The sequence below is a fragment of the Erwinia sp. TECH1 genome, assembly GCF_054057575.1.
In genome coordinates this window covers 101,266-122,560 of sequence record NZ_JBSRZK010000001.1, presented here as the reverse complement: position 1 = coordinate 122,560, position 21,295 = coordinate 101,266, and the positions used below count along the sequence as shown (strand labels likewise).

18 protein-coding genes are annotated in these 21,295 nt (G+C 57.3%); 7 read left to right on the top strand and 11 right to left on the bottom strand.

Annotated elements, in window-relative coordinates; genetic code table 11:
• Position 1 precedes the first annotated feature (1 nt).
• Positions 2 to 1,372 carry an oxygen-independent coproporphyrinogen III oxidase gene (hemN, locus tag ACVWZ0_RS00590; protein ID WP_253461177.1) on the top strand — a complete coding sequence of 457 codons (1,371 nt, stop codon included), beginning with the start codon at positions 2 to 4 and terminating at the stop codon, positions 1,370 to 1,372.
• A 70-nt stretch (positions 1,373 to 1,442) separates the two neighbouring features.
• Here hemN and ACVWZ0_RS00585 read toward each other — a convergent pair whose 3' ends face one another.
• The 4 genes from ACVWZ0_RS00585 to glnA form a co-directional block, all read right to left on the bottom strand.
• Positions 1,443 to 1,559 carry a YshB family small membrane protein gene (locus ACVWZ0_RS00585; protein WP_148101258.1) on the bottom strand — a complete coding sequence of 39 codons (117 nt, stop codon included), beginning with the start codon at positions 1,557 to 1,559 and terminating at the stop codon, positions 1,443 to 1,445.
• Between the two features lie 109 nt (positions 1,560 to 1,668).
• Positions 1,669 to 3,078 (bottom strand): nitrogen regulation protein NR(I), encoded by a 1,410-nt coding sequence (gene glnG, locus ACVWZ0_RS00580; protein ID WP_253456931.1) that lies wholly within the window; start codon positions 3,076 to 3,078, stop codon positions 1,669 to 1,671.
• A gap of 7 nt (positions 3,079 to 3,085) precedes the next feature.
• Positions 3,086 to 4,135 (bottom strand): nitrogen regulation protein NR(II), encoded by a 1,050-nt coding sequence (gene glnL, locus ACVWZ0_RS00575; protein WP_253456934.1) that lies wholly within the window; start codon positions 4,133 to 4,135, stop codon positions 3,086 to 3,088.
• Between the two features lie 220 nt (positions 4,136 to 4,355).
• Entirely contained in the window at positions 4,356 to 5,765 is a 1,410-nt protein-coding gene (gene glnA, locus ACVWZ0_RS00570; RefSeq protein ID WP_253456937.1) for a glutamate--ammonia ligase, read from the bottom strand.
• A gap of 433 nt (positions 5,766 to 6,198) precedes the next feature.
• Between glnA and typA the strand changes: the two genes are divergently transcribed.
• The 5 genes from typA (at position 6,199) to fabY (ending at position 11,048) form a co-directional block, all read left to right on the top strand.
• Positions 6,199 to 8,022: a ribosome-dependent GTPase TypA gene (typA, locus tag ACVWZ0_RS00565; protein ID WP_125290646.1), complete on the top strand. Its 1,824-nt coding sequence runs from the start codon at positions 6,199 to 6,201 to the stop codon at positions 8,020 to 8,022.
• A 154-nt stretch (positions 8,023 to 8,176) separates the two neighbouring features.
• Positions 8,177 to 8,776, top strand: coding sequence for a glucose-1-phosphatase (gene yihX, locus ACVWZ0_RS00560; protein WP_253456940.1), 600 nt, complete (start codon positions 8,177 to 8,179; stop codon positions 8,774 to 8,776).
• Positions 8,763 to 9,686 carry a virulence factor BrkB family protein gene (locus ACVWZ0_RS00555; protein WP_369896567.1) on the top strand — a complete coding sequence of 308 codons (924 nt, stop codon included), beginning with the start codon at positions 8,763 to 8,765 and terminating at the stop codon, positions 9,684 to 9,686. The genes yihX and ACVWZ0_RS00555 overlap by 14 nt, the downstream gene beginning before the upstream one ends.
• The gene (gene dtd, locus ACVWZ0_RS00550) at positions 9,622 to 10,059 is read left to right on the top strand and encodes a D-aminoacyl-tRNA deacylase (RefSeq protein WP_253456945.1); all 438 of its coding nucleotides are present in this window, start codon (positions 9,622 to 9,624) and stop codon (positions 10,057 to 10,059) included. Before ACVWZ0_RS00555 ends, dtd begins: the two co-directional genes overlap by 65 nt.
• Positions 10,060 to 10,106: 47 nt before the next feature.
• Positions 10,107 to 11,048, top strand: coding sequence for a fatty acid biosynthesis protein FabY (gene fabY / locus ACVWZ0_RS00545; protein ID WP_253456948.1), 942 nt, complete (start codon positions 10,107 to 10,109; stop codon positions 11,046 to 11,048).
• Here fabY and rluF read toward each other — a convergent pair.
• The 3 genes from rluF to ACVWZ0_RS00530 form a co-directional block, all read right to left on the bottom strand.
• Positions 11,045 to 11,944, bottom strand: coding sequence for a 23S rRNA pseudouridine(2604) synthase RluF (gene rluF, locus ACVWZ0_RS00540; RefSeq protein WP_253456951.1), 900 nt, complete (start codon positions 11,942 to 11,944; stop codon positions 11,045 to 11,047). The genes fabY and rluF overlap by 4 nt on opposite strands.
• Before the next feature lie 88 nt (positions 11,945 to 12,032).
• Positions 12,033 to 13,712, bottom strand: coding sequence for an AsmA family protein (locus ACVWZ0_RS00535; protein ID WP_253456954.1), 1,680 nt, complete (start codon positions 13,710 to 13,712; stop codon positions 12,033 to 12,035).
• 104 nt (positions 13,713 to 13,816) lie between these two features.
• On the bottom strand, positions 13,817 to 15,199 hold the full coding sequence (locus ACVWZ0_RS00530) for a nucleobase:cation symporter-2 family protein (protein WP_253456956.1): 1,383 nt from the start codon (positions 15,197 to 15,199) through the stop codon (positions 13,817 to 13,819).
• A gap of 160 nt (positions 15,200 to 15,359) precedes the next feature.
• On the opposite strand from ACVWZ0_RS00530, the gene ACVWZ0_RS00525 reads away from it, so the two are divergent.
• Positions 15,360 to 16,022, top strand: coding sequence for an SDR family oxidoreductase (locus ACVWZ0_RS00525; protein ID WP_253456958.1), 663 nt, complete (start codon positions 15,360 to 15,362; stop codon positions 16,020 to 16,022).
• A 37-nt stretch (positions 16,023 to 16,059) separates the two neighbouring features.
• Here the strand turns inward: ACVWZ0_RS00525 and recG are convergent, their stop codons facing one another.
• Genes recG through rpoZ form a run of 4 tightly spaced genes read right to left on the bottom strand, consistent with a single transcriptional unit; the run spans position 16,060 to position 21,252 of the window.
• A complete protein-coding gene (gene recG, locus ACVWZ0_RS00520; protein WP_253456961.1) occupies positions 16,060 to 18,141 on the bottom strand; it encodes an ATP-dependent DNA helicase RecG in 2,082 nt (693 codons plus the stop codon).
• Positions 18,138 to 18,836 carry a tRNA (guanosine(18)-2'-O)-methyltransferase TrmH gene (gene trmH / locus ACVWZ0_RS00515; protein ID WP_253456964.1) on the bottom strand — a complete coding sequence of 233 codons (699 nt, stop codon included), beginning with the start codon at positions 18,834 to 18,836 and terminating at the stop codon, positions 18,138 to 18,140. Before trmH ends, recG begins: the two co-directional genes overlap by 4 nt.
• Before the next feature lie 3 nt (positions 18,837 to 18,839).
• On the bottom strand, positions 18,840 to 20,954 hold the full coding sequence (gene spoT, locus ACVWZ0_RS00510) for a bifunctional GTP diphosphokinase/guanosine-3',5'-bis pyrophosphate 3'-pyrophosphohydrolase (protein ID WP_253456967.1): 2,115 nt from the start codon (positions 20,952 to 20,954) through the stop codon (positions 18,840 to 18,842).
• A 22-nt stretch (positions 20,955 to 20,976) separates the two neighbouring features.
• A complete protein-coding gene (gene rpoZ / locus ACVWZ0_RS00505; protein ID WP_016191359.1) occupies positions 20,977 to 21,252 on the bottom strand; it encodes a DNA-directed RNA polymerase subunit omega in 276 nt (91 codons plus the stop codon).
• Positions 21,253 to 21,295 lie beyond the last annotated feature (43 nt).

Sequence of the window (21,295 nt, the reverse complement as noted above, 5' to 3'; positions counted from 1 at the left end):
TATCGTGACGCAGACAATTGAGTGGGATCCCGTCCTGCTGCAAAAATATAATATCTCGGGTCCCCGTTACACTTCTTATCCTACCGCGCTGGAGTTCAGCGAGGCTTACCGCGAAGCCGATTTTATCCGTGCCAGCCAGCGTACTCCCCATCGCCCGCTGTCGCTTTATATTCATATTCCTTTCTGCCATCGCCTTTGTTACTTCTGCGGCTGTAATAAAGTCGTTACCCGTCATCAGCATAAAGCTGACGACTATCTGGAAGCTTTAGCCGTAGAAATCGCCAGTCGCGCCGCGCTTTTCCGCAACCGAACCGTGACACAGATGCACTGGGGCGGCGGCACGCCTACTTTTCTCAGTAAAGCGCAGATTTCCACACTGATGGCGCTGCTGCGTCAGCACTTTGCCTTCAGCGACGAGGCGGAGCTTTCCATTGAAATCGATCCGCGAGAAATTGAAGCGGACGTGATCGATCATCTCTTTGCCGCAGGTTTTACCCGGCTGAGCATGGGTGTGCAGGATTTCAATAAAGAGGTGCAGGAAAAGGTTAACCGCGTACAGGATGAGCAGACTATCGTCGCGCTTATCGAGCGGGCAAAGCGGGTGGGCTTCAGCTCTGTTAATCTCGATTTGATTTATGGCTTACCGAAGCAGACGCCGGAAAGCCTTGCCTTTACCCTGCAAAAGGTCATTGCGCTGAACCCCGACAGGCTTAGCGTCTTCAATTATGCGCATATGCCCGCGCACTTTGCCGCGCAGCGGAAAATTAAAGAGGCCGATCTGCCCGATCCCCAACAGAAACTGACCATCCTGCAACAGTCCATTGCCGCGCTGATGGCCTCCGGCTACCAGTTTATCGGTATGGACCACTTTGCCAGACCGGAGGACGAGCTGGCCGTTGCCCAGCGGGAAGGCAAGCTGCATCGCAACTTCCAGGGGTATACCACGCAGGGAGACAACGATCTGCTGGGCCTGGGCGTCTCCGCCATCAGTATGATCGGCGGCGGCTATGCGCAAAACCAGAAAGGGCTAAAAGAGTGGTATGACGCCGTGGCTAAGCAGGGTACGGCGCTCTGGCGCGGCGTAGAGCTGTCGGGCGACGATATCCTGCGCCGCGAGGTGATTAAAACGCTGATGTGTAATTTCTCGCTGGATTTCGCCGCTTTTACCTCGCACGGCGTCACCTTTACCGACTATTTTGCGGAGGATCTGGCGCTGCTTGAGCCGCTGATTGCAGACGGGCTGGTGGAGCGCAGCGAGAAAGGCCTTCAGGTCACTTCTAAGGGGCGCCTGCTGGTCAGGAATATCTGCATGTGCTTTGACCGCTATCTACGCCAGCAAACGCGCCTACAGCAGTTCTCGCGGGTGATCTGAAAAGAGGCGAGCATAAAAAAGCCGGAAACAAAAACGTTCCCGGCTTTTTAGTGCTGAAATTTTTGGCGCCTCAGCCTGGAAATTTCAGCATCGCTGCGCACAGCACGGCGGCCATAGCCGTTTGCGGCAGATGCGCGGCACCCGTCTGCGCGTAGTGCGTCACCACATGAATTAACGATTCCAGCATTATCTTCCTCCCCGATAACGGTTCAGAATGATACTGACTGATACCGATGTGTAAAGTCGCAAAAGCATAAAAAATGCGCGAATCGACGTTTTTTTATGCTTCTTCTGCTTTACTCCATACCCAGCTCTTTCAGCTTGCGGGTCAGCGTGTTTCGCCCCCATCCCAACAGTCGCGCCGCTTCCTGCTTGTGGCCTTGTGTATGACGCAGCGCGGTAGTCAGCAGCGTGCGCTCCATCTCTGGCTGTGCTTCCGATAACAAGTTTTGATGACCGGAACGCAGCGCGCGATCGGCCCACTGCGCCAGCAGCGTCGCCCAGCTGTCGGGCAGTGACTGCACGGGATTGTCCGGCGTGGCGGTTTCAAACAGCTCCGGCGGCAAATCCTGGATCAGCACTTCCTGGCCGGCGGCCATCACCGTCAGCCAGCGGCAGGTATTTTCCAGCTGGCGCACGTTGCCTGACCAGTGCAGGCGGGTCAGCGCCGTTTCGGTTTCGGGATGCAGAATTTTTGCCTCGACGCCCAGCTCGCGTGCCGCGACCTGAAGGAAATAGCGCGCCAGACGAGGGATATCCTCACGACGCTCCCGCAGCGGCGGCAGATGCACGCGGATAACGTTCAGGCGGTGAAACAGATCCTCGCGGAATTTACCTTCCTGTACCCGCAGCTCCAGGTTCTGGTGCGTGGCGGCGATGATCCTGACGTCGACTTTGACCGGCGCATAGCCGCCGACGCGATAAAACTGGCCGTCGGCCAGCACGCGTAATAAACGAGTCTGCACGTCCAGCGGCATATCGCCAATTTCATCCAGAAACAGCGTGCCGCCGTCGGCCTGTTCGAAACGTCCCTGACGGATTTGATTAGCGCCGGTAAATGCGCCTTTCTCATGGCCGAAAAGCTCCGACTCAATCAGATCCTTCGGGATAGCCGCCATATTCAGCGCGATAAAAGGCGCCTTCGCGCGCGGGCTGTGGCGATGCAGCGCGTGCGCCACCAGCTCTTTGCCCGTGCCCGACTCGCCGTTGATCAATACGCTGATTGAAGAACGCGAGAGGCGGCCGATAATACGAAACACGTCCTGCATCGCCGGCGCTTCGCCGATGATATCGGTAGTCGGGCCGCTGACCGGCTGGTTGCGCGGCTGCTGCTGCTCCTGATAGTGGCTGATCGCGCGTTCCACTAACGCCACGGCTTCATCGATATCAAAGGGTTTTGGCAGGTAATCGAATGCGCCTTGCTGATAGGCGCTGACGGCCGCATCCAGATCGGAGTGTGCGGTCATAATAATTACCGGCAGCATCGGATGACGTTGCTTAATTTGTTTCAGTAACGCCAGTCCGTCCATGCCGGGCATACGAATATCGGAAAGCAAAACGTCCGGAGTTTTGGTGGCAAGCGCGTCCAGCACCTCGCTCGCGCTGTCAAACGTGGCGCAGTTTAAACCGGCTCCAGTAAGCGCGCGTTCAAGCACCCAGCGGATGGAGCTATCGTCATCGACGATCCAGACTATCCCTCGTTGCATAGAAACCTCACTGGCGAATAGGCAAATAAACGGAAAATTCGGTGTGGCCAGGCCAACTGTTAAATTCTATTTTTCCCGAATGCTGATCGATCAGGCTGCGGGCGATCGACAGGCCTAAACCGGTGCCGCCTTCGCGGCCGCTCACCATCGGGTAAAACAGCGTGTCCTGTAGCTGAGCCGGAATGCCGGGGCCGTTATCTTCAATATCGATACGGGCCACCAGGCGATAGCGGACGCCGTGCAGCGTTAGCTGAAATGCGGTGCGGGTGCGCAGCGTAATGGCACCGCCTTTTTCTCCCAGCGCCTGTAGCGCGTTACGCACCACGTTTAGCAGCACCTGTTCGATTTGATCCGGGTCATGCGGCAGCTCCGGCAGGCTGGGGTCGTAATCTCTGATCAGCGTAACGTTATCGGGCAGCTCCATTGAGACCAGGTTAACCACGCGCTCGGCGACCTGATGGATGCTTTGCGTAACGTGCATGCCCGGCTGCTGCGGGCCAAGCAGGCGATCCACCAGGTTACGCAGGCGATCGGCCTGTTCGATAATGACTTTGGTATATTCCGTTAAGGCCGGGTCAGGCAGGGCTTTTGCCAACAGCTGCGCCGCGCCGCGTAATCCCCCTAACGGATTTTTAATTTCATGCGCCAGCCCGCGAACTAAATCCCGTGCGGCGACCTGTTGAGCATGCTGAAGCTGTTCCTGACTGAGGCGACGCTGATTGTCCATCGGCGCCATTTCCAGCAGGATTAGCCCGTCCGGCAGCAGCTGCGCCGTTAAAGACATAATATGCGCGCGACTGTCGACGACCAGCGTAACCTCGCTGTCGGTAAACCCCTGACCGGCATTCAGACTCTCGCGCATCACCCCGATGTTCAGGGAAAAATAGCCCATCAAATCCGGCAGCGGCGTGCCAAAGAGCTTGCGGGAGCTTTGCGCCAGCAGTTGCTGAGCGGCGGGATTGGCGTAATGCACCACCAGTTCGCTGTCGACCAGCAGTATGCTGTTAATCAGCGAGTTGAGGATCTGCCCGGCATCGGGCTGCGTGCCTGTTGCCATAACAGCGTTCTCCTGCACCATTTTAGTGCATTATAGTCATGGAACCTGAAATTCGTCTCTCTGCGCGTGGCGCTCACGGCGAAAAAAGCCCATCCGGAGATGGGCTGAAAATTTCCACGGCAACACTATCTCCGGCGTTCGTTACGCTGCGGCCCGTGTTCACCCGAATCACTGAGCCTGCCGTAGCCGCTTTAACGCGACGAGTCGCCGGAGTCAGAAATCAGACGCTGTAGTACAGTTCGAACTCAACCGGGTGCGGCGTCATGCGAACGCGATCCATTTCAGCCTTGCGCAGGTCGATGTACGCATCGATGGTGTCGTCGGTGAACACGCCGCCACGAGTCAGGAACTCACGGTCTTCGTTCAGCGCGTTCAGCGCCTCTTCCAGCGAGCCGGCTACTTTTGGAATTTCAGCTTCTTCTTCCGGCGGCAGGTCGTACAGGTTTTTGTCCATCGCGTCGCCAGGATGGATCTTGTTGATGATGCCGTCCAGGCCAGCCATCAGCAGCGCGGCGAAGCACAGATATGGGTTAGCGGCTGGATCCGGGAAGCGGGCTTCAATACGGCGCGCTTTCGGGCTGGCAACCACTGGAATACGGATAGAGGCGGAACGGTTACGGGCAGAGTAGGCCAGCATAACCGGCGCTTCGTAACCCGGAACCAGACGCTTGTAGGAGTTGGTAGTCGGGTTAGACAGCGCGTTGATCGCTTTAGCGTGCTTGATCACACCGCCGATGTAGAACAGGGCCATTTCAGACAGGCCGCCGTATTTGTCGCCAGCGAACAGGTTGGTGCCGCCTTTGGACAGGGACATATGGCAGTGCATACCGGAACCGTTATCGCCAAAAATTGGTTTTGGCATAAAGGTCGCGGTTTTGCCGAAAGCGTGCGCCACATTGTGCACGACATATTTGTAGATCTGAATTTCGTCGGCTTTTTTGGTCATGGTGTTGAAGCGGGTGGCCACTTCGTTCTGACCTGCGGTCGCCACTTCGTGGTGATGAGCTTCAACAACCAGACCCATCTGCTCCATGGTCAGACACATAGCAGAACGGATGTCCTGTGAAGAGTCGACCGGTGGCACCGGGAAATAGCCGCCTTTCAGGCCCGGACGGTGGCCTTTGTTGCCGCCTTCATATTCTTTGCCGGTGTTCCATGCCGCTTCGATATCATCGATAGCCACGTGAGAGCCAGAGGTGGTCGCGCCGAAACGCACATCGTCAAACAGGAAGAATTCTGGCTCCGGGCCAAACAGCACGGTGTCCGCAATGCCGGAAGAACGCAGGAAATCTTCGGCGCGCTTGGCGATAGAACGTGGGTCGCGATCGTAGCCCTGCATGGTGCCTGGCTCAAGGATGTCACAACGAATGATAAGCGTAGAGTCTTCAAAGAAAGGATCCAGGACCGCGGTGGTCGCGTCCGGCATCAGCACCATGTCGGATTCGTTAATGCCTTTCCAGCCGCCGATGGAGGAGCCGTCAAACATTTTGCCTTCTTCGAAGAAGTCAGCGTTAACCTGGTGAGCAGGAATGGTAACGTGCTGCTCTTTACCTTTGGTGTCAGTGAAGCGCAGGTCAACAAATTTGACTTCATGCTCGTTCATCATCGACAGAACGTGTTCAGCGGACATACTTAACTCTCCTGGATTTGTCATGGTCGTCGGTTAGAGAACTTTCGCGGTGCGCTTTGCTTATCTCGCCCAGCCGACCGATAATTATGTTCTCTGACTGCTTAGCAACCGTTGTGGAAACTGGCCTCTTTCGCTTGTTATAATTAAAGCGAAAACTATGCCAACTTTCTTAATTGATGAAAAAAGCGCTATGATGCGCCCTCTCGTGAAACGGGAGCTGCACCATGATGGAAGTCGCGCACCATTATGGTGCTTTTGCGTGCGGTCAGTGCACAATAATAGTGCATTTTTCTGATAAAGGGTGTTTTTTGCACCGGAAACGGCCCCGAAAGCAATCCCGAAAGTTATCTTTAATTGAAAACTGTGATCCTGTTCAGCTCTTCGATTAATCCGTGTACAATAGCGCGCTATTTCTAATGCCTGAGGCAAAGCTGTGATCGAAAATTTGCGTAACATCGCCATTATTGCCCACGTTGACCATGGTAAAACTACCCTGGTTGATAAGTTGCTGCAGCAGTCCGGGACCTTTGACGCCCGCACCGAAGCGACCGAACGCGTAATGGACTCCAACGATTTGGAGAAAGAGCGTGGGATTACCATCCTCGCAAAAAACACCGCCATTAAATGGAACGACTACCGTATCAACATCGTGGATACCCCGGGACACGCCGACTTCGGCGGCGAGGTAGAGCGTGTGATGTCTATGGTCGACTCGGTGCTGCTGGTTGTGGATGCAATGGATGGCCCTATGCCGCAAACCCGCTTCGTGACCAAAAAAGCGTTTGCTAATGGTCTGAAGCCGATCGTGGTCATCAACAAGGTTGACCGCCCTGGCGCACGTCCTGACTGGGTTGTGGATCAGGTCTTTGACCTGTTCGTTAACCTGGACGCGACCGACGAACAGCTCGACTTCCCGGTTATCTACGCTTCTGCTCTGAACGGTATTGCTGGTCTTGACCACAGCGACATGGCAGAAGACATGACCCCGCTGTATGAAGCCATCGTGCAGCACGTTTCTCCTCCACAGGTAGAAATGGAAGCGCCGTTCCAGATGCAGATCTCGCAGCTGGACTACAACAACTATGTTGGCGTTATCGGCATCGGCCGCATCAAGCGCGGCAAAGTGAAGCCGAACCAGCAGGTCACCATCGTCGATAGCGAAGGCAAAACCCGTAACGGTAAAGTCGGCAAGGTGCTGACTCACCTGGGTCTGGAGCGTATCGACGCGACCGAAGCGGAAGCGGGCGATATCATCGCTATCACCGGTCTGGGCGAGCTGAACATCTCCGACACCATCTGTGACCCACAGAATGTGGAAGCGCTGCCGGCGCTGAGCGTTGATGAGCCGACCGTTACCATGTTCTTTAACGTCAACACCTCGCCGTTCTGCGGTAAAGAAGGTAAGTTCGTTACTTCTCGTCAGATCCTGGATCGTCTGCGTAAAGAGCTGGTGCACAACGTTGCGCTGCGCGTGGAAGAGACCGAAGACGCCGATGCATTCCGCGTTTCCGGCCGTGGTGAACTGCACCTGTCCGTACTGATCGAAAACATGCGTCGTGAAGGCTTTGAGCTGGCGGTATCCCGTCCAAAAGTTATCTTCCGCGAAATTGACGGTCGTAAGCAGGAGCCGTTCGAGAACGTCACCCTGGATATCGAAGAGCAGCATCAGGGCTCTGTGATGCAGGCGATGGGCGAACGTAAAGCGGACATGAAAAACATGGATCCGGATGGCAAAGGCCGCGTACGTCTTGACTACGTGATCCCAAGCCGTGGCCTGATCGGCTTCCGTAACGAATTCATGACCATGACTTCCGGTACCGGCCTGCTGTACTCCACCTTCAGCCACTACGACGACATTCGTCCGGGCGAAGTGGGCCAGCGCCAGAACGGCGTGCTGATCTCTAACGGCCAGGGTAAAGCGGTAGCTTTCGCCCTGTTCAGCCTGCAGGATCGCGGTAAGCTGTTCCTGGGTCACGGCGCAGAAGTTTATGAAGGCCAGATTATCGGTATTCATAGCCGTTCTAACGACCTGACCGTGAACTGTCTGACCGGTAAGAAGCTGACCAACATGCGTGCTTCCGGTACTGACGAAGCGACCACGCTGGTGCCGGCTATCAAGATGACGCTTGAGCAGGCGATTGAATTTATCGATGACGACGAGCTGGTGGAAGTGACTCCGCTGTCCGTACGTATCCGTAAACGTCACCTGACTGAAAACGATCGTAAACGCGCATCACGCGGCAGCAAAGAAGCTTAATCGCTTTTTTTAAGCTGTAATACAGGGCCGGATCTTTCCGGCCCTGTTTTTTTTCGCCTGTGGAACCTTCCTTCCAGATTTCAAAATCCTGCCCTGTTCAGCTTCTCTTTTTACCGCTAGAGTGAATACCTTACCGGAACAAATGGAGATGGCCATGCTGTATATCTTTGATTTAGGTAACGTCATTGTTGATATTGATTTCAACCGGGTTCTGGGCGTCTGGAGCGATCTGGGACGCGTGCCTTTGGCCACGCTGCAAAGCCGTTTTACGATGGGAGAAAGCTTTCATCGTCATGAACGAGGAGAAATCAGCGACGAGGATTTTGCCGAACAGCTGTGCGACGAGCTGGGTCTGGCGCTGAGCTTCGAACAGTTCACCGCAGGCTGGCAGGCCGTTTTTGTCGGCGTCAGGGCGGACACCATCCGTATCATGAACGGACTGCGCGCGCGCGGCCATCGGGTCGTGATCCTGTCTAACACCAACCGGCTGCATCAGCGTTTCTGGCCGTCGCAGTATCCTGAGGTACAAAGCGCGGCGGACAAGCTCTATCTTTCCCAGGAGATGGGGATGCGCAAGCCGGAAGCGCGTATCTATCAGCAGGTGCTGAGCGAAGAGGGCTTCACCGCCGACCAGGCTATTTTCTTTGACGACAACCAGGAAAATATCGACGCGGCGCAGGCGCTGGGCATTCAGAGCGTGCCCGTATTTGATGCGACCACCATACCGGCCTTTTTCGCTAATGCGGCCGATTAACCATTATCGACACCGCCTGCGGGCGACCTGGCGCTGGATAAAGCTGCTGTGGCAGCGTATCGACGAGGATGGCATGACGCTGCTGGCGGGGCATCTTGCCTACGTATCGCTGCTGTCGCTGGTGCCGCTGGTGGCGGTGGTATTTGCGCTGTTCGCCGCGTTCCCGGCCTTCGCCGATGTCAGCAGGCAGCTCAAGCTGTTTATCTTTCAGAACTTTGTGCCGGCGTCCGGCACGGTAGTTCAAAGCTATCTGGAACAGTTTGTCGCCAACGTCAATAAAATGACGGCGGTGGGCGCCTGCGGGCTGGTGGTGACGGCGCTGCTGCTGATGTACTCCATCGACAGCGCGCTAAATGTCATCTGGCGCAGCAAGCGCAAAAGGCCCCTCGTTTACTCTTTTGCCGTCTACTGGATGATCCTGACGCTTGGCCCGCTGCTGGCGGGTGCCAGCCTGGCGATCAGCTCTTATCTGCTGTCGCTGCGCTGGGCTTCGGTCAGCGGCGTCAGCGGACTGATTGACTACGGGCTGCGTATTTTTCCGCTGCTGCTCTCCTGGCTGGCTTTCTGGCTGCTCTACAGCATTGTGCCGACGCGGCAGGTACCGGGGAAAGATGCGCTGGTCGGCGCGCTGGTGGCGGGGCTGCTGTTTGAGCTGGGGAAAAAAGGCTTTGCGCTCTATGTTACGATGTTCCCTTCATATCAGCTTATCTATGGCGTGCTGGCGGTTATCCCTATTCTGTTCCTTTGGGTTTACTGGACATGGTGTATTGTCCTGCTGGGTGCAGAGATCACCGCCTCTCTCGGCGACTATCGCCAGCTTAAACAGGAAGAAGAAAAGGAAGAGAATGATTGCCTTAATTCAACGAGCGCTGAGCGCCAGCGTGACGGTAGCCGGTCAGACCATCGGTGAAATCGGGCCGGGATTGCTAATCTTACTGGGCGTGGAAAAAGGCGACGACGAGCAAAAAGCGCAGCGGCTGTGCGACCGCGTGTTGGGCTATCGCATTTTCAGCGATGAGAACGGCAAGATGAATCTTAACGTGCAGCAGGCTGGCGGCAGCGTGCTGGTGGTTTCGCAGTTTACGCTGGCGGCCGACACGCAAAAAGGCATGCGCCCAGGCTTTTCGGGCGGCGCGGCGCCAGCAGAGGCCGAGCGGTTATATGAGTACTTTGTCGCCTGCTGTCGCGAAAGAGGCCTTGTCACCGAGACGGGCCGCTTTGCGGCGGATATGCAGGTATCGCTGGTTAATGACGGGCCGGTGACGTTCTGGCTCCAGGTATGAAGCGGTCGGAAAGGCTAACGGGCGCTCCGGAAAAAGAGAATCACTTTATGTATCATCTTCGTGTACCTGAAACCGCAGAAGAGCTGGATATCTACTACCAGTTTCGCTGGGAAATGCTGCGTAAACCGCTTCGCCAGCCCAAGGGATCGGAGCGCGACGCCTGGGATGCCTTTGCGCATCACCAAATGGTGGTGGATGAAAGCGGCGCGCCGGTTGCCGCAGGGCGGCTCTATATCAATGCGGATAACGAGGCGGCCATTCGCTTTCTTGCCGTGCACCCGGCGGTGCAGGGCAAAGGATTGGGCACGCTGGTCGCGATGACGCTGGAGTCGGTGGCGCGTCAGGAAGGGGCCAAGCGCGTGGTGTGCAGCGCCCGTGAAGACGCCGTCGAATTTTTCGCCAAGCTTGGCTACGTCAATCAGGGCGAAATCACCGTGCCACAGACAACGCCGGTTCGTCATTTTTTAATGATTAAGCCGGTGATCACGCTGGACGATATTCTGCATCGTGCCGACTGGTGCGGGCAGCTGCAGCAGGCCTGGTACGAGCACATCCCGCTCAGTGAAAAAATGGGCGTGCGTATTTTGCAGTATACCGGGCAAAAATTTATCACCACGATGCCGGAAACCGGCAACCAGAATCCGCACCATACGCTGTTCGCCGGCAGCCTGTTTTCGCTGGCGACGCTGACCGGCTGGGGGCTGATTTGGCTGCTGCTGCGCGAGCGGCATTTAGGCGGCACCATTATCCTGGCCGATGCGCATATCCGCTACAGTCATCCCATCAGCGGCAGGCCGGGCGCGGTAGCGGACTTAGGCTCGCTGAGCGGCGATCTGGACAGGCTGGCCCGGGGACGCAAGGCGCGCGTTCAGCTGGAAGTCGAGCTGTTTGGCAATGAAGAGTGCGGGGCGGTATTTGAGGGCGTCTATATTGTGCTGCCTGCCGATCCGGATGGCCCGCTGGAGCCAGCCGGATCGAATATGCCTTAACGGCCTTTTTTCTTGCGGCCCGGCTGGGTAAAGCGCTTGCGGGAGGCCAGGTTGCCCGGCGTCTTCGCGCCTTCTTTACCGCCTTTATCGCCGCCTTTCGGCCCGCCGATGGCCGGTTTCTTCGCGGCGGCGGGCTTCGCTTTTGCCTGCGCTTTTTTGGCGGGTTTCGCTTCGGATGAGGAATCCTCAATCAGGCCGAACAGCTCGGTCAGCTCGTCGTCGGTCAGATCGCGCCACTCGCCCAGCGGCAGGCCTTTCAGGCTGACGTTCATAATGCGCGTGCGTTCGAGCTTAGTGACCTCGTAGCCAAAGTGCTTACACATGCGGCGGATCTGGCGGTTAAGCCCCTGCACCAGCGTAATGCGGAAAACAAACGGCGCTTCCTTTTGCACCTTGCACTTCAGCGTCACCGTGCCCAGCATCGGCACGCCAGCGCTCATGCCCTCAATAAACTCATCCGTCACCAGCTTGTTTACCGTGACCACATACTCTTTTTCGTGATTGTTTCCGGCGCGCAGGATTTTATTGACCAGATCGCCGTGATTGGTCAGGAAAATCAGGCCCTGCGAATCTTTATCCAGGCGGCCAATAGGGAAAACCCGCTTGCTGTGGTTAACGAAGTCGCTGATGTTATCCCGCTCGCCTTCTTCCATGGTGGTGATAATGCCGACGGGCTTATTCAGGGCGATAAAGACCAGGTCTTCCTCATCGCGCGGCTCGATAAGCTGACCGTTCACTTTCACCACGTCACCGGCAAAAACCTGCGCGCCAACGGCGGCCCGCTTGCCGTTAATAAAGACATTTCCCTGTTCGATATAGCGATCGGCATCGCGACGAGAACAGATACCGCTCTCGCTAATGTATTTATTGAGACGTATGGATGAGTTGGTCAGCATGGTTCCTCCGTAAAAAAGCGGACTATACATTAACCGCGCTACGTTGCGAATACGGGTTAATCATATAGTCCGCTTACGGACAGCGTTTTTACCTGCTGCCGAGATTACCTGCCTGCACGGTCTGCTGAACTGACTTATCGCCAGCAACAGCGGAAAGCGAGCCGTTAACGGAAGGCTTCAGCGGCGCGTCTTTCGCCAGGCTGCCCTGCATCTTCAGCGTCAGCTCACCGTTTTCGGTCAGGGGCACCGCTGGCCATCCCCAGTCCTGCAACAGATTCAGCGGCGTTTCACGGCCATGCAGCGACAGCGAAAAGGCGCGCTGCGGCTGCTGCGAAACCGTTGCCAGCCCTTCGAGAAGGCCGCTGCGGGGAAACGCGCTCATCTCCGTGACGTTAATGGCATTGCTGTCCGCCGTCAGGGCGAGAGAAGGATGACGCAGATCCACACGGTTAAAGGTCGCTTCCGCTGCGTTAAAACTCAGGTTGCCGCCCCAGATGCCCCATTCCCGATCGCGCGCCAGCAGCAGGTTGCTGCCGTTGCCATCCAGCGAGGTCAGCTGGAAGGGAAAATCCGGATCGATATCAATAATCAGGTTATGGCTGACGTTCAGCTTTGTTACTTCCACAGCGTGCAGCCACGCCGGTAAACGGCTAAGCCAGAACGTCCGCCAGGCTGGCGGCAGCGTGTACTCCAGCCCGGCGATTACCACGTCATCCAGCGTCAGCTTTTTATCGCTGCGCGTCCAGTTACCTGACGCGCGGATCAGCCCGTTAACCCAGCGGGAGCTGAACTGCGTCAGCGCCGCGCCCTGCGGCGAGAAGGTCATATTAACGATAGGATCGTTCAGCAGCAGCGCGCCATTTACAAAGCTGCTGGCGTTCATCGACAGCGAGCCGTCCTCGCTTTCCCAGTCGCCGTCGCGCAGCGTTATATTTTTCAACGCCAGATTAAGATCGGTCACCGCCCAGTTCTGACCTTCCAGTCGGGCATCGGTTACATCCACTCGCTCGAAATGCACGACGGGCAGCGTCAGTAGAGGCTGTAGAAATTCGGCAAGCGTTTTGCTGCTTTGCAGACGCAGATTGTTCAGCCTTAGCGTGCTGACCTGCCAGCTGCCCTGCTCGTCACGCTGTGCGCTGGCCGTCACCGATCCGCGCGCCACGTCGGCGCCCATATTACTAAGCTCCAGCTGTTTGGACCTGATGCGGCCTTCAATCAGCACATTCCTGGCGGGAATGTCTTTAAACGTCAGCGATCCGGCGCTGAACTGGAAGCTGGCATTATTACCGATAAAGCTTGTCGCCTCGGGCTGCCACGGCATCACGCCGCCGTTTACGTGCTGAGCGTCCAGGGGCAGCATGTCGTGATGGCTGCTAACCGCCATTTCGCTCAGCTGCAAACGCGCTGCGGAAAGAGGCAGTTGGCTGGTTTTGCTGGTAATTCTTAGCGTACCCTGGTTAAGCAAAACGCTGGCAAAATGCAGCGGCCGTGAAAACTGCCCGGCGCTTAACCCTAAGTCGACGCTTTTTGCCACCAGGGTGGCTGGTCGGGTTTTATGGCCGAACGAAACGTCATGAAGGATGAGATGCGATGGCGCGGAAAAATTATGCTCCAGCTTGCCGACTGCCAGCTGATAACTACTGTGCTGGCTAACGGTGCGGCTGAGCCAGCTGGCTCCCCAGCGAGTTTGCAGCAGTAGATACAACACAATGACCAATGCCAGCAGGATAACCAGCAGCGAAAGAAGAATTTTTCCAACAAATTTCATGAGCTATCCCTGTGCGCTTGCAATAAGGGGTGTTATGCCTGATTTATGCGCGAAGCTCAACCCTGGGAAGACGGCAGAAGGCGCTTTGCCCTCTGCCGTTTACGCTATTTCTCCTGCGGGAAAAGCAGATTCAGGATGATAGCGGTAATGCCGCCGGCGGCGATGCCGGAAGAGAGCAGCGTTTTCAGCCATTCCGGTGCGAATTGCAGGATCAGCGGCTGTTGTGAAACGCCCAGTCCCACCGCCAGCGACAGCGCAATAATCATAATCGCCCGACGATTCAACGGCTCGCGCGAGACGATGCGCACGCCCGAGGCCGCAATCGTACCAAACATAACGATGGTCGCGCCGCCCAGCACCGGTTCAGGAATATGCTGCACAAAGCCGCTGACCGCCGGGAAAAGCCCCAGCACGATCAGCATCAGCGCCACCACGAAGCCAACGTAGCGGCTGGCGACGCCGGTCAGCTGGATCACGCCGTTGTTCTGTCCAAAACAGGAGTTGGGAAAGGTATTAAACAGCGCCGAGACGCACGAGTTCAGGCCGTTCGCCAGCACGCCGCCTTTCAGCCGCTTCATATAGAGCGGGCCGCTGACCGGCTGTTCGGAAACGTCGGAAGTGGCGGTAATATCGCCGATGGTTTCCAGCGAGGTCACCATAAATACCAGCATCAGCGGGATCAGCAAATTCCAGTCGATGCCCAGCCCGTAATAGAAAGGCTGTGGCACGGCAATCAGCGGCTGGTTCGTTGCGGCGGTTCCGGCGGGGAGCATATCCATCAGCCAGGCCAGCAGATAGCCAACGGCCATGGCTATCACCAGAGAAGCCACGCGCAAATAAGGATTACGCTGGCGGTTCAGCAAAATAATCACCAGCAGCACCGCGCCGGCCAGCAGCAGGTTCTTTGGCGCACCAAAGGTGTGATCGCCCATGGCGGCAAAACCGCCGCCGATAGAGGTCAGGCCGACCTGGATCAGCGACAGACCGATAATCATCACCACAATGCCGGAAACCAGCGGCGTAATTACGCGGCGCGCCAGATGCAGCACGCGGGAAAGCGCCATTTCGGTAACGGAAGCCAGCATCAGCGTGCCGAACAGGGCGGCCATCATGGTCGGCACATCAGCGCCGCCGTTTTTCAGCGCCATGCCGCCCATGATCAGCGGCGTCACAAAGTTAAAGCTGGTGCCCTGAATCGACAGCAGTCCCGATCCTATCGGCCCCCAGGTTTTTATTTGCAGCACCGAGGCGACCCCGGAGGCGAACAGTGACATGCTGATAATATGCTGCGTGTCCTGAGCGGGCAGGCCCAAAGCCTGGCAGATCAATAGTGCGGGCGTGATAACCGCCACAAACATCGCCAGCAAATGCTGGCAGGCAGCAAACAGCGTTTGCGGCAGCGGGGGACGATCTTCAAGGCGGTAAATTAATTCACTTTTTGCAGCGGGCGCTGCGCTGCGGCTGGCTTCAGAAAAATTAGCGGACATGCTCAGGGGTTCCGTGGCGAACAAAGTGGCGATTTTAAGCTTCTCCACGGCAAAAGCAAACGATTGCCAACAGCATCGGCTAAACGCCGGACGGCAAAGCGAACCACAATTCACTAAGCTTAATCATCGCGCCTGCGGGCCAGAAAAAAGGAAGCACACAATGAACGTATTTATTATTGGCGCAACGGGCGGCGTGGGGCGACGTCTCAGAAAACGGCTGGTCAATGCGGGCCATCAGGTAACGGGGCTGCATCGTCGGGACAGTCAAAAAGAGGCGCTGGAAGCCGATGGTGTAAAACCGGTCAATATCGACCTGATGAACACCAGTAGCGAAAGGCTGGCGGCGGCGATGCAGGGCTGCGATGCCGTGGTGTTCTCCGCAGGCGCAGCAGGCGCTGGCGTAGATCTCACCGACGGCATTGACGGCCGTGGCGCGCGCTTCGCTGCCGAGGCCGCCAGGCTGGCCGGTATTCAGCGTTTTCTGCTGGTTTCCGCTTTTCCGGATGCCGGAAGGGGCAAGGCGCCTTCGCCGGGCTTTGAGCACTATATGCAGGTAAAAAAGCAGGCCGACGTGATGCTTTCCGCCACCTCACTGGACTGGGTGATCCTGCGGCCCGGCACGCTGGTTAACGAAGCGGGCACGGGAAAAGTCAACGCCGGGTTGGCCATCCCTTACGGCACCATCCCGCGCGATGATGTGGCCGCTGTGCTGCATTCGCTGATTGAGCAGCCAGAGGTGAAAAGGGTGATTATTGAGTTAACCGGCGGCGAGCAGCCCGTTAACGAGGCGGTCGCCGCGATGGCTGCCTTTAGCGGCCGGTAGCCGCAGAGCAGGAGAAAAGACAGCAGGCTGCCGGGGGTCAGGCGTTGGTATAGCGCTCGGTTTCCGGCATCCAGCGTTCAATCAGCGCCTGCGCCTGTTCAGGATAGTGCTGATGAATATGGCGGGCGACGCGCTGCACTTCCGGGATCATCGCGCCATCGCGTACCAGATCGGCTACCTTAAATTCGGCGTTGCCCGTCTGGCGCGTGCCCAGCAGTTCGCCAGGACCGCGGATTTCCAGATCGCATTGCGCAATCACAAAGCCGTCGTTGCTGTCGCGCAGAACCTGCAAGCGTTTCTGCGCGGTTTTGCTCAGCGGCGCTTTATAAAGCAGCACGCAGTGGGAGGCAACCGAGCCGCGACCGACGCGGCCCCGCAGCTGATGCAGCTGCGCCAGGCCCAGCCTTTCCGGGTTTTCAATGATCATCAGGCTGGCATTAGGCACATCCACGCCAACTTCGATGACCGTAGTAGCGACCAGCAGGTCAATCTCGCCCTGTTTAAACGCCTGCATCACCGCCTGCTTCTCGGTGGGTTTCATCCTGCCATGCACCAGCCCGACGTGCAGCTCTGGCAGCGCCAGCTTCAGCTCTTCCCAGGTGGCTTCGGCGGCCTGGGCTTCCAGCTGTTCCGACTCTTCAATCAGCGTACAGACCCAGTAGGCCTGGCGACCTTCGCCGCTACAGGCGTTCTGCACGCGGGTAATAATATCGGCGCGCCGCGTATCGGGAATGGCGACGGTAGTGACCGGCGTACGGCCCGGCGGCAGCTCGTCAATGGTGGAGGTTTCCAGATCCGCATAGGCGGTCATCGCCAGCGTACGCGGGATCGGCGTCGCGGTCATAATCAGCTGATGAGGATGAAAACCCTGCTCCTGACCTTTCTCCCACAGCGCCAGCCGCTGGTGGACGCCAAAGCGGTGCTGCTCGTCAATAATCACCAGCGCCAGGCCGTTAAACTGCACCTGTTCCTGGAAAATGGCGTGGGTGCCGACAATCATCGATACCTGGCCGCTGGCGATGGCATCCTGCTGCGCCAGGCGCGCCTTGCCTTTCTGCTTGCCAGCCAGCCAGCCAACTTCAATCCCCAACGGTGCAAACCACTGGCGGAAGTTATTGGCGTGCTGTTCGGCCAGCAGCTCGGTTGGCGCCATCAGCGCCACCTGTTTGCCCCAGGCGATAACGTTCAGGGCAGTCAGCGCGGCCACCAGCGTTTTGCCCGATCCTACGTCACCCTGCACCAGGCGCATCATGGGATAGCTTTGTGCCAGATCCTGCTCTATTTCCTGCACGACGCGCGCCTGGGCGTTAGTCGGCTTAAACGGCAAGGCAGCCAGCAGCCTGTCGCTCAGCGCATGGCGAGCCGGCATAGCTAAAGCACGATAGCGCTGCGCGCCGGCGCGCACGGCCAGCATACTGAGATTGTGCGCCAGCAGCTCTTCCATAATCAGGCGTCGCTGGGCAGGATGCCTGCCGTTTTCCAGATCCACCAGCGCCATGTCGGGCGGCGGCCTGTGCAGCATCCGCAGCGCATCCGGCAGGCTGATCATGCCCTGGCTCAGCTCCTGCGGCAGAAGTTCGGCGACAGGACAGGTATCCAGCAACTTCAGCGCCTGATCGGTCAAGTTGCGCAGCGTCGCCTGGCGGATCCCTTCGGTCGTGGAGTAGACCGGCGTCAGCGTTTCCTGTAGCTCCACCACGCTGTTATCGCCCTGAACGCGATACTCAGGATGGATGATTTCGGCCCCGCGCTGGCCGCGCTTTATTTCGCCATAGGCGGTTACGCGCCGGCCGGGCGCCAGGCTGTTTTTCATGCCGGCGTTAAAGTTGAAAAAGCGCAGCGTCAGGATGCCGGTGCCGTCGCTGATTTGACAGGTCAGCATGCGGCGGCGGCCAAAGGAGATATCGCTTTGCAGCACTTCGCCCTCTACCGTGGCGTAGATGTTAGGCAGGAGGTCGTTAATAGCGTAAAGCTGGGTGCGGTCTTCGTAACGAAGCGGCAGATGCAGCAGCAGATCCTGCACGGTGGTCAGCCCGAGCTTCGCCAGTTTGCCAGCCTGGCTGGCACCAACGCCGGCAAGCGTGCTGAGCGGGATGGCGTCCATCAGGCGGCCCGTCATTTTTTACGTACCGATGCCTGCATGGTGGCCCACCAGCCGGGATCGGCAATCACCTCGCCCGTCTCGCTAATTTGCGGATAAGGTAAGCCTTTATGTTTGGCGACCCTGGCCAGAACGGGATAGCCGCCTTCAAACAGCAGGCGCTGCTGTTCGCTGTGGGAAAGCAGGCTCTCCTGACGCTGATACATGCCTGCGTTCTGGCGCTGGCGCTGCGCTTCATAGAGGATCAGTGCCGAAGCCACGGAAACGTTCAGCGACTGCACCATGCCGACCATCGGAATAACGATCTCCTGGTCAGCCAGTTCAAGCGCCTGTTGGGTGATACCGGTTTTTTCCTGACCCATCAACACGCAGGTCGGGCGGGTGTAATCGATTTCGCGGAAATCTACTGCTTTATCAGAAAGATGCGTAGCCAGGATCTGCATTCCCTGGCCTTTAAGATGCGTGACCGCATCGGCAATAGTGGGATGCGTTTTTACCTGCACCCAGCTGTTGCTTCCGGCGGCGGCAGAGGCCATGGTACGCATCCGGCTGCCCGGCCAGACCGCATGGACTTCATGCACGCCAACCGCATCCGCCGTGCGGATCACCGCAGAGACGTTATGCGGTTTGTGCACCAGCTCCATGCAGACGGTTAAATCGTGCTGGCGGGCAGCCAGCATTTCACGGATACGGGCAAAACGTTGAGCATTCATGCGCTAGTTTCGGTTGCGGTGAACTTTGATCACGTCAGGCATTACGCGGATTTTGCGCATAATATTCGCCAGATGAACGCGATCGCGTGCCGTCAGACGGATAAAGGCGCTGTAAACCCGGCCATCTTTCTCTTCCGTGTTCAGGCTCTGGATATTCGATCCGGCGGTGTTTATGGCCGCCGTCAGGTTTGCCAGCGCGCCCTGGTGGTTAAACATATCCACCTTGATCTCCGCCACGAACTCCTGCTCGGTAACCTTATCCCACTCTACCGCCATAAACTTCTCTGGCTCTTTCTGGTAGCCGCGAATATTACGGCAGGATTCGTGGTGCACTACCAGGCCTTTGCCGGGGCTGACATGCGCCACGATAGGATCGCCGGGAATAGGGCGGCAGCACTTGGCAAAGGTGATCAGCACGCCGTCGGCGCCTTTGATTGGCAGCTTGCCGCGCGATGGCGTACTGGAAACCACCGGTGCAGGCTGGTCGCTCTGCTGCAGGTTTTTCGCCACGACCACGCTCATGGCGTTGCCCAGGCCAATCTCTGCCAGCAGATCGTCCAGCGTCGCCAGCTTCATGCGTTCCAGCTCGTGCTGAATGCTCTCCGGCGAAATCTCGGCCAGCTTGCGGCTGCCGCCCAGCGCATGATTCAGCAGACGACGGCCAAGGCTGACCGAGTCGTCGCGCTTGAGGTTTTTCAACAGCTGACGGATTTTGGCGCGCGCTTTGGAGCTGACCACGAAGTTCAGCCAGGCGGCGTTAGGCCGTGCGCCCGGTGCCGTAATGATTTCAACGGTCTGACCGCTGGTCAGCTGCTGGGAAAGCGGGTAGGGCTGGCGATCGACACGCGCGCCCACGCAGGCATGACCGATATCGGTGTGCACCGCATAGGCGAAGTCAACCGGCGTCGCGCCCGCAGGCAGTTCGACGATGCGGCCTTCCGGCGTGAAAACGTAAATCTCGTCCGGGAAAAGATCCGATTTTACGCTTTCGATAAATTCAAAGGAGCTGCCCGCGCTCTGCTGCAGCTCCAGCAGGCTTTGCAACCAACGCTGGGCGCGGATTTGCGCGGTGGTACTGCTTTCGCCCTGCTCTTTATAGGCCCAGTGCGCCGCGACGCCCATCTCTGCCATCTGATCCATATCTTCCGTACGGATCTGCACTTCAACCGGTACGCCATGCGGGCCGATCATCGAAGTGTGCAGCGACTGATAGCCGTTGGCCTTGGGGATAGCGATGTAGTCTTTCACCCGGCCCGGACGAGGCTTATAGAGGCTGTGCATCTGGCCCAGCACCCGGTAACAGGTGTCCACGTCGTGAACGATGACCCTGAAGGCATAGATATCCATAATGGAATGGAAGCGCTGCTCTTTCAGGTGCATTTTGCAGTAGATGGAATAGAGGTGTTTTTCCCTGCCGCTGACGCGACACGGAATGCCGGCTTCCTGCAGACGACCGTCAATTTCCGCAAGGATTTTCTGGATCATCTCTTTGCGGTTGCCGCGCGCCGCTTTCACTACCTCTTTGATAACGCGGTAGCGGTTGGGATAGAGCGCCTCGAAACCCAGCTCTTCCAGCTCGGTTTTCAGGTGATGAATACCCAGGCGATGCGCCAGCGGACTGTAGATCTCCAGTGTTTCCAGCGCGATACGTCGACGCTTATCCGGACGCAGCGATCCCAGCGTGCGCATGTTGTGCGTGCGGTCAGCCAGCTTGATCAGAATGACGCGGATATCCTGCACCATCGCCATGATCATTTTGCGAAAGTTTTCGGCCTGCGCCTCTTTCTTATCGCGAAATTTCAGCTTGTCTAGCTTGGAAACCCCTTCCACCAGTTCAGCCACGTTTTTACCGAACAGCTGTTCCATATCCTGATAGGTGGCGGGAGTATCCTCGATGACATCATGCAGAAGCGCGGCCATGAGCGTTTCATGGTCGAGCTTCATCTCCGCCAGAATACAGGCGACAGCAACCGGATGGGTAATATAAGGCTCACCGCTGGAGCGAGTCTGTCCCTCGTGAGCATCACGTGCGACAAGGTAAGCTTGCTTGAGGCGCTTTATCTGGTCCTCAGGCAAGTATTTTTCAATCAGTTGATTGAGACTTTCAAACAGATACAAGGGCGAGCCTTCCGGCTGATGATTAACGACGACCTTCAGCGATAGCGGTAACAGCCTGCAGTTCTGCGGCTTCCTGCTCCTGCTGTTCCTGACGATCACGGACATCCAGAATCTGGTTGGTGATCAGACCTTCTTCGATCTCGCGCAGCGCGATAACGGTAGACTTGTCGTTTTCTTCCGGAACCAGCGGATCTTTACCGCCAACCTGCATCTGGCGAGCGCGACGAGCGGCGACCAGAACCAGGTCAAAACGGTTACCAATTTTTTCTACTGCGTCCTGTACGGTTACGCGTGCCATAAGTGTGATACTCCACGGTTGACGAAATGACTGGGCATCATAC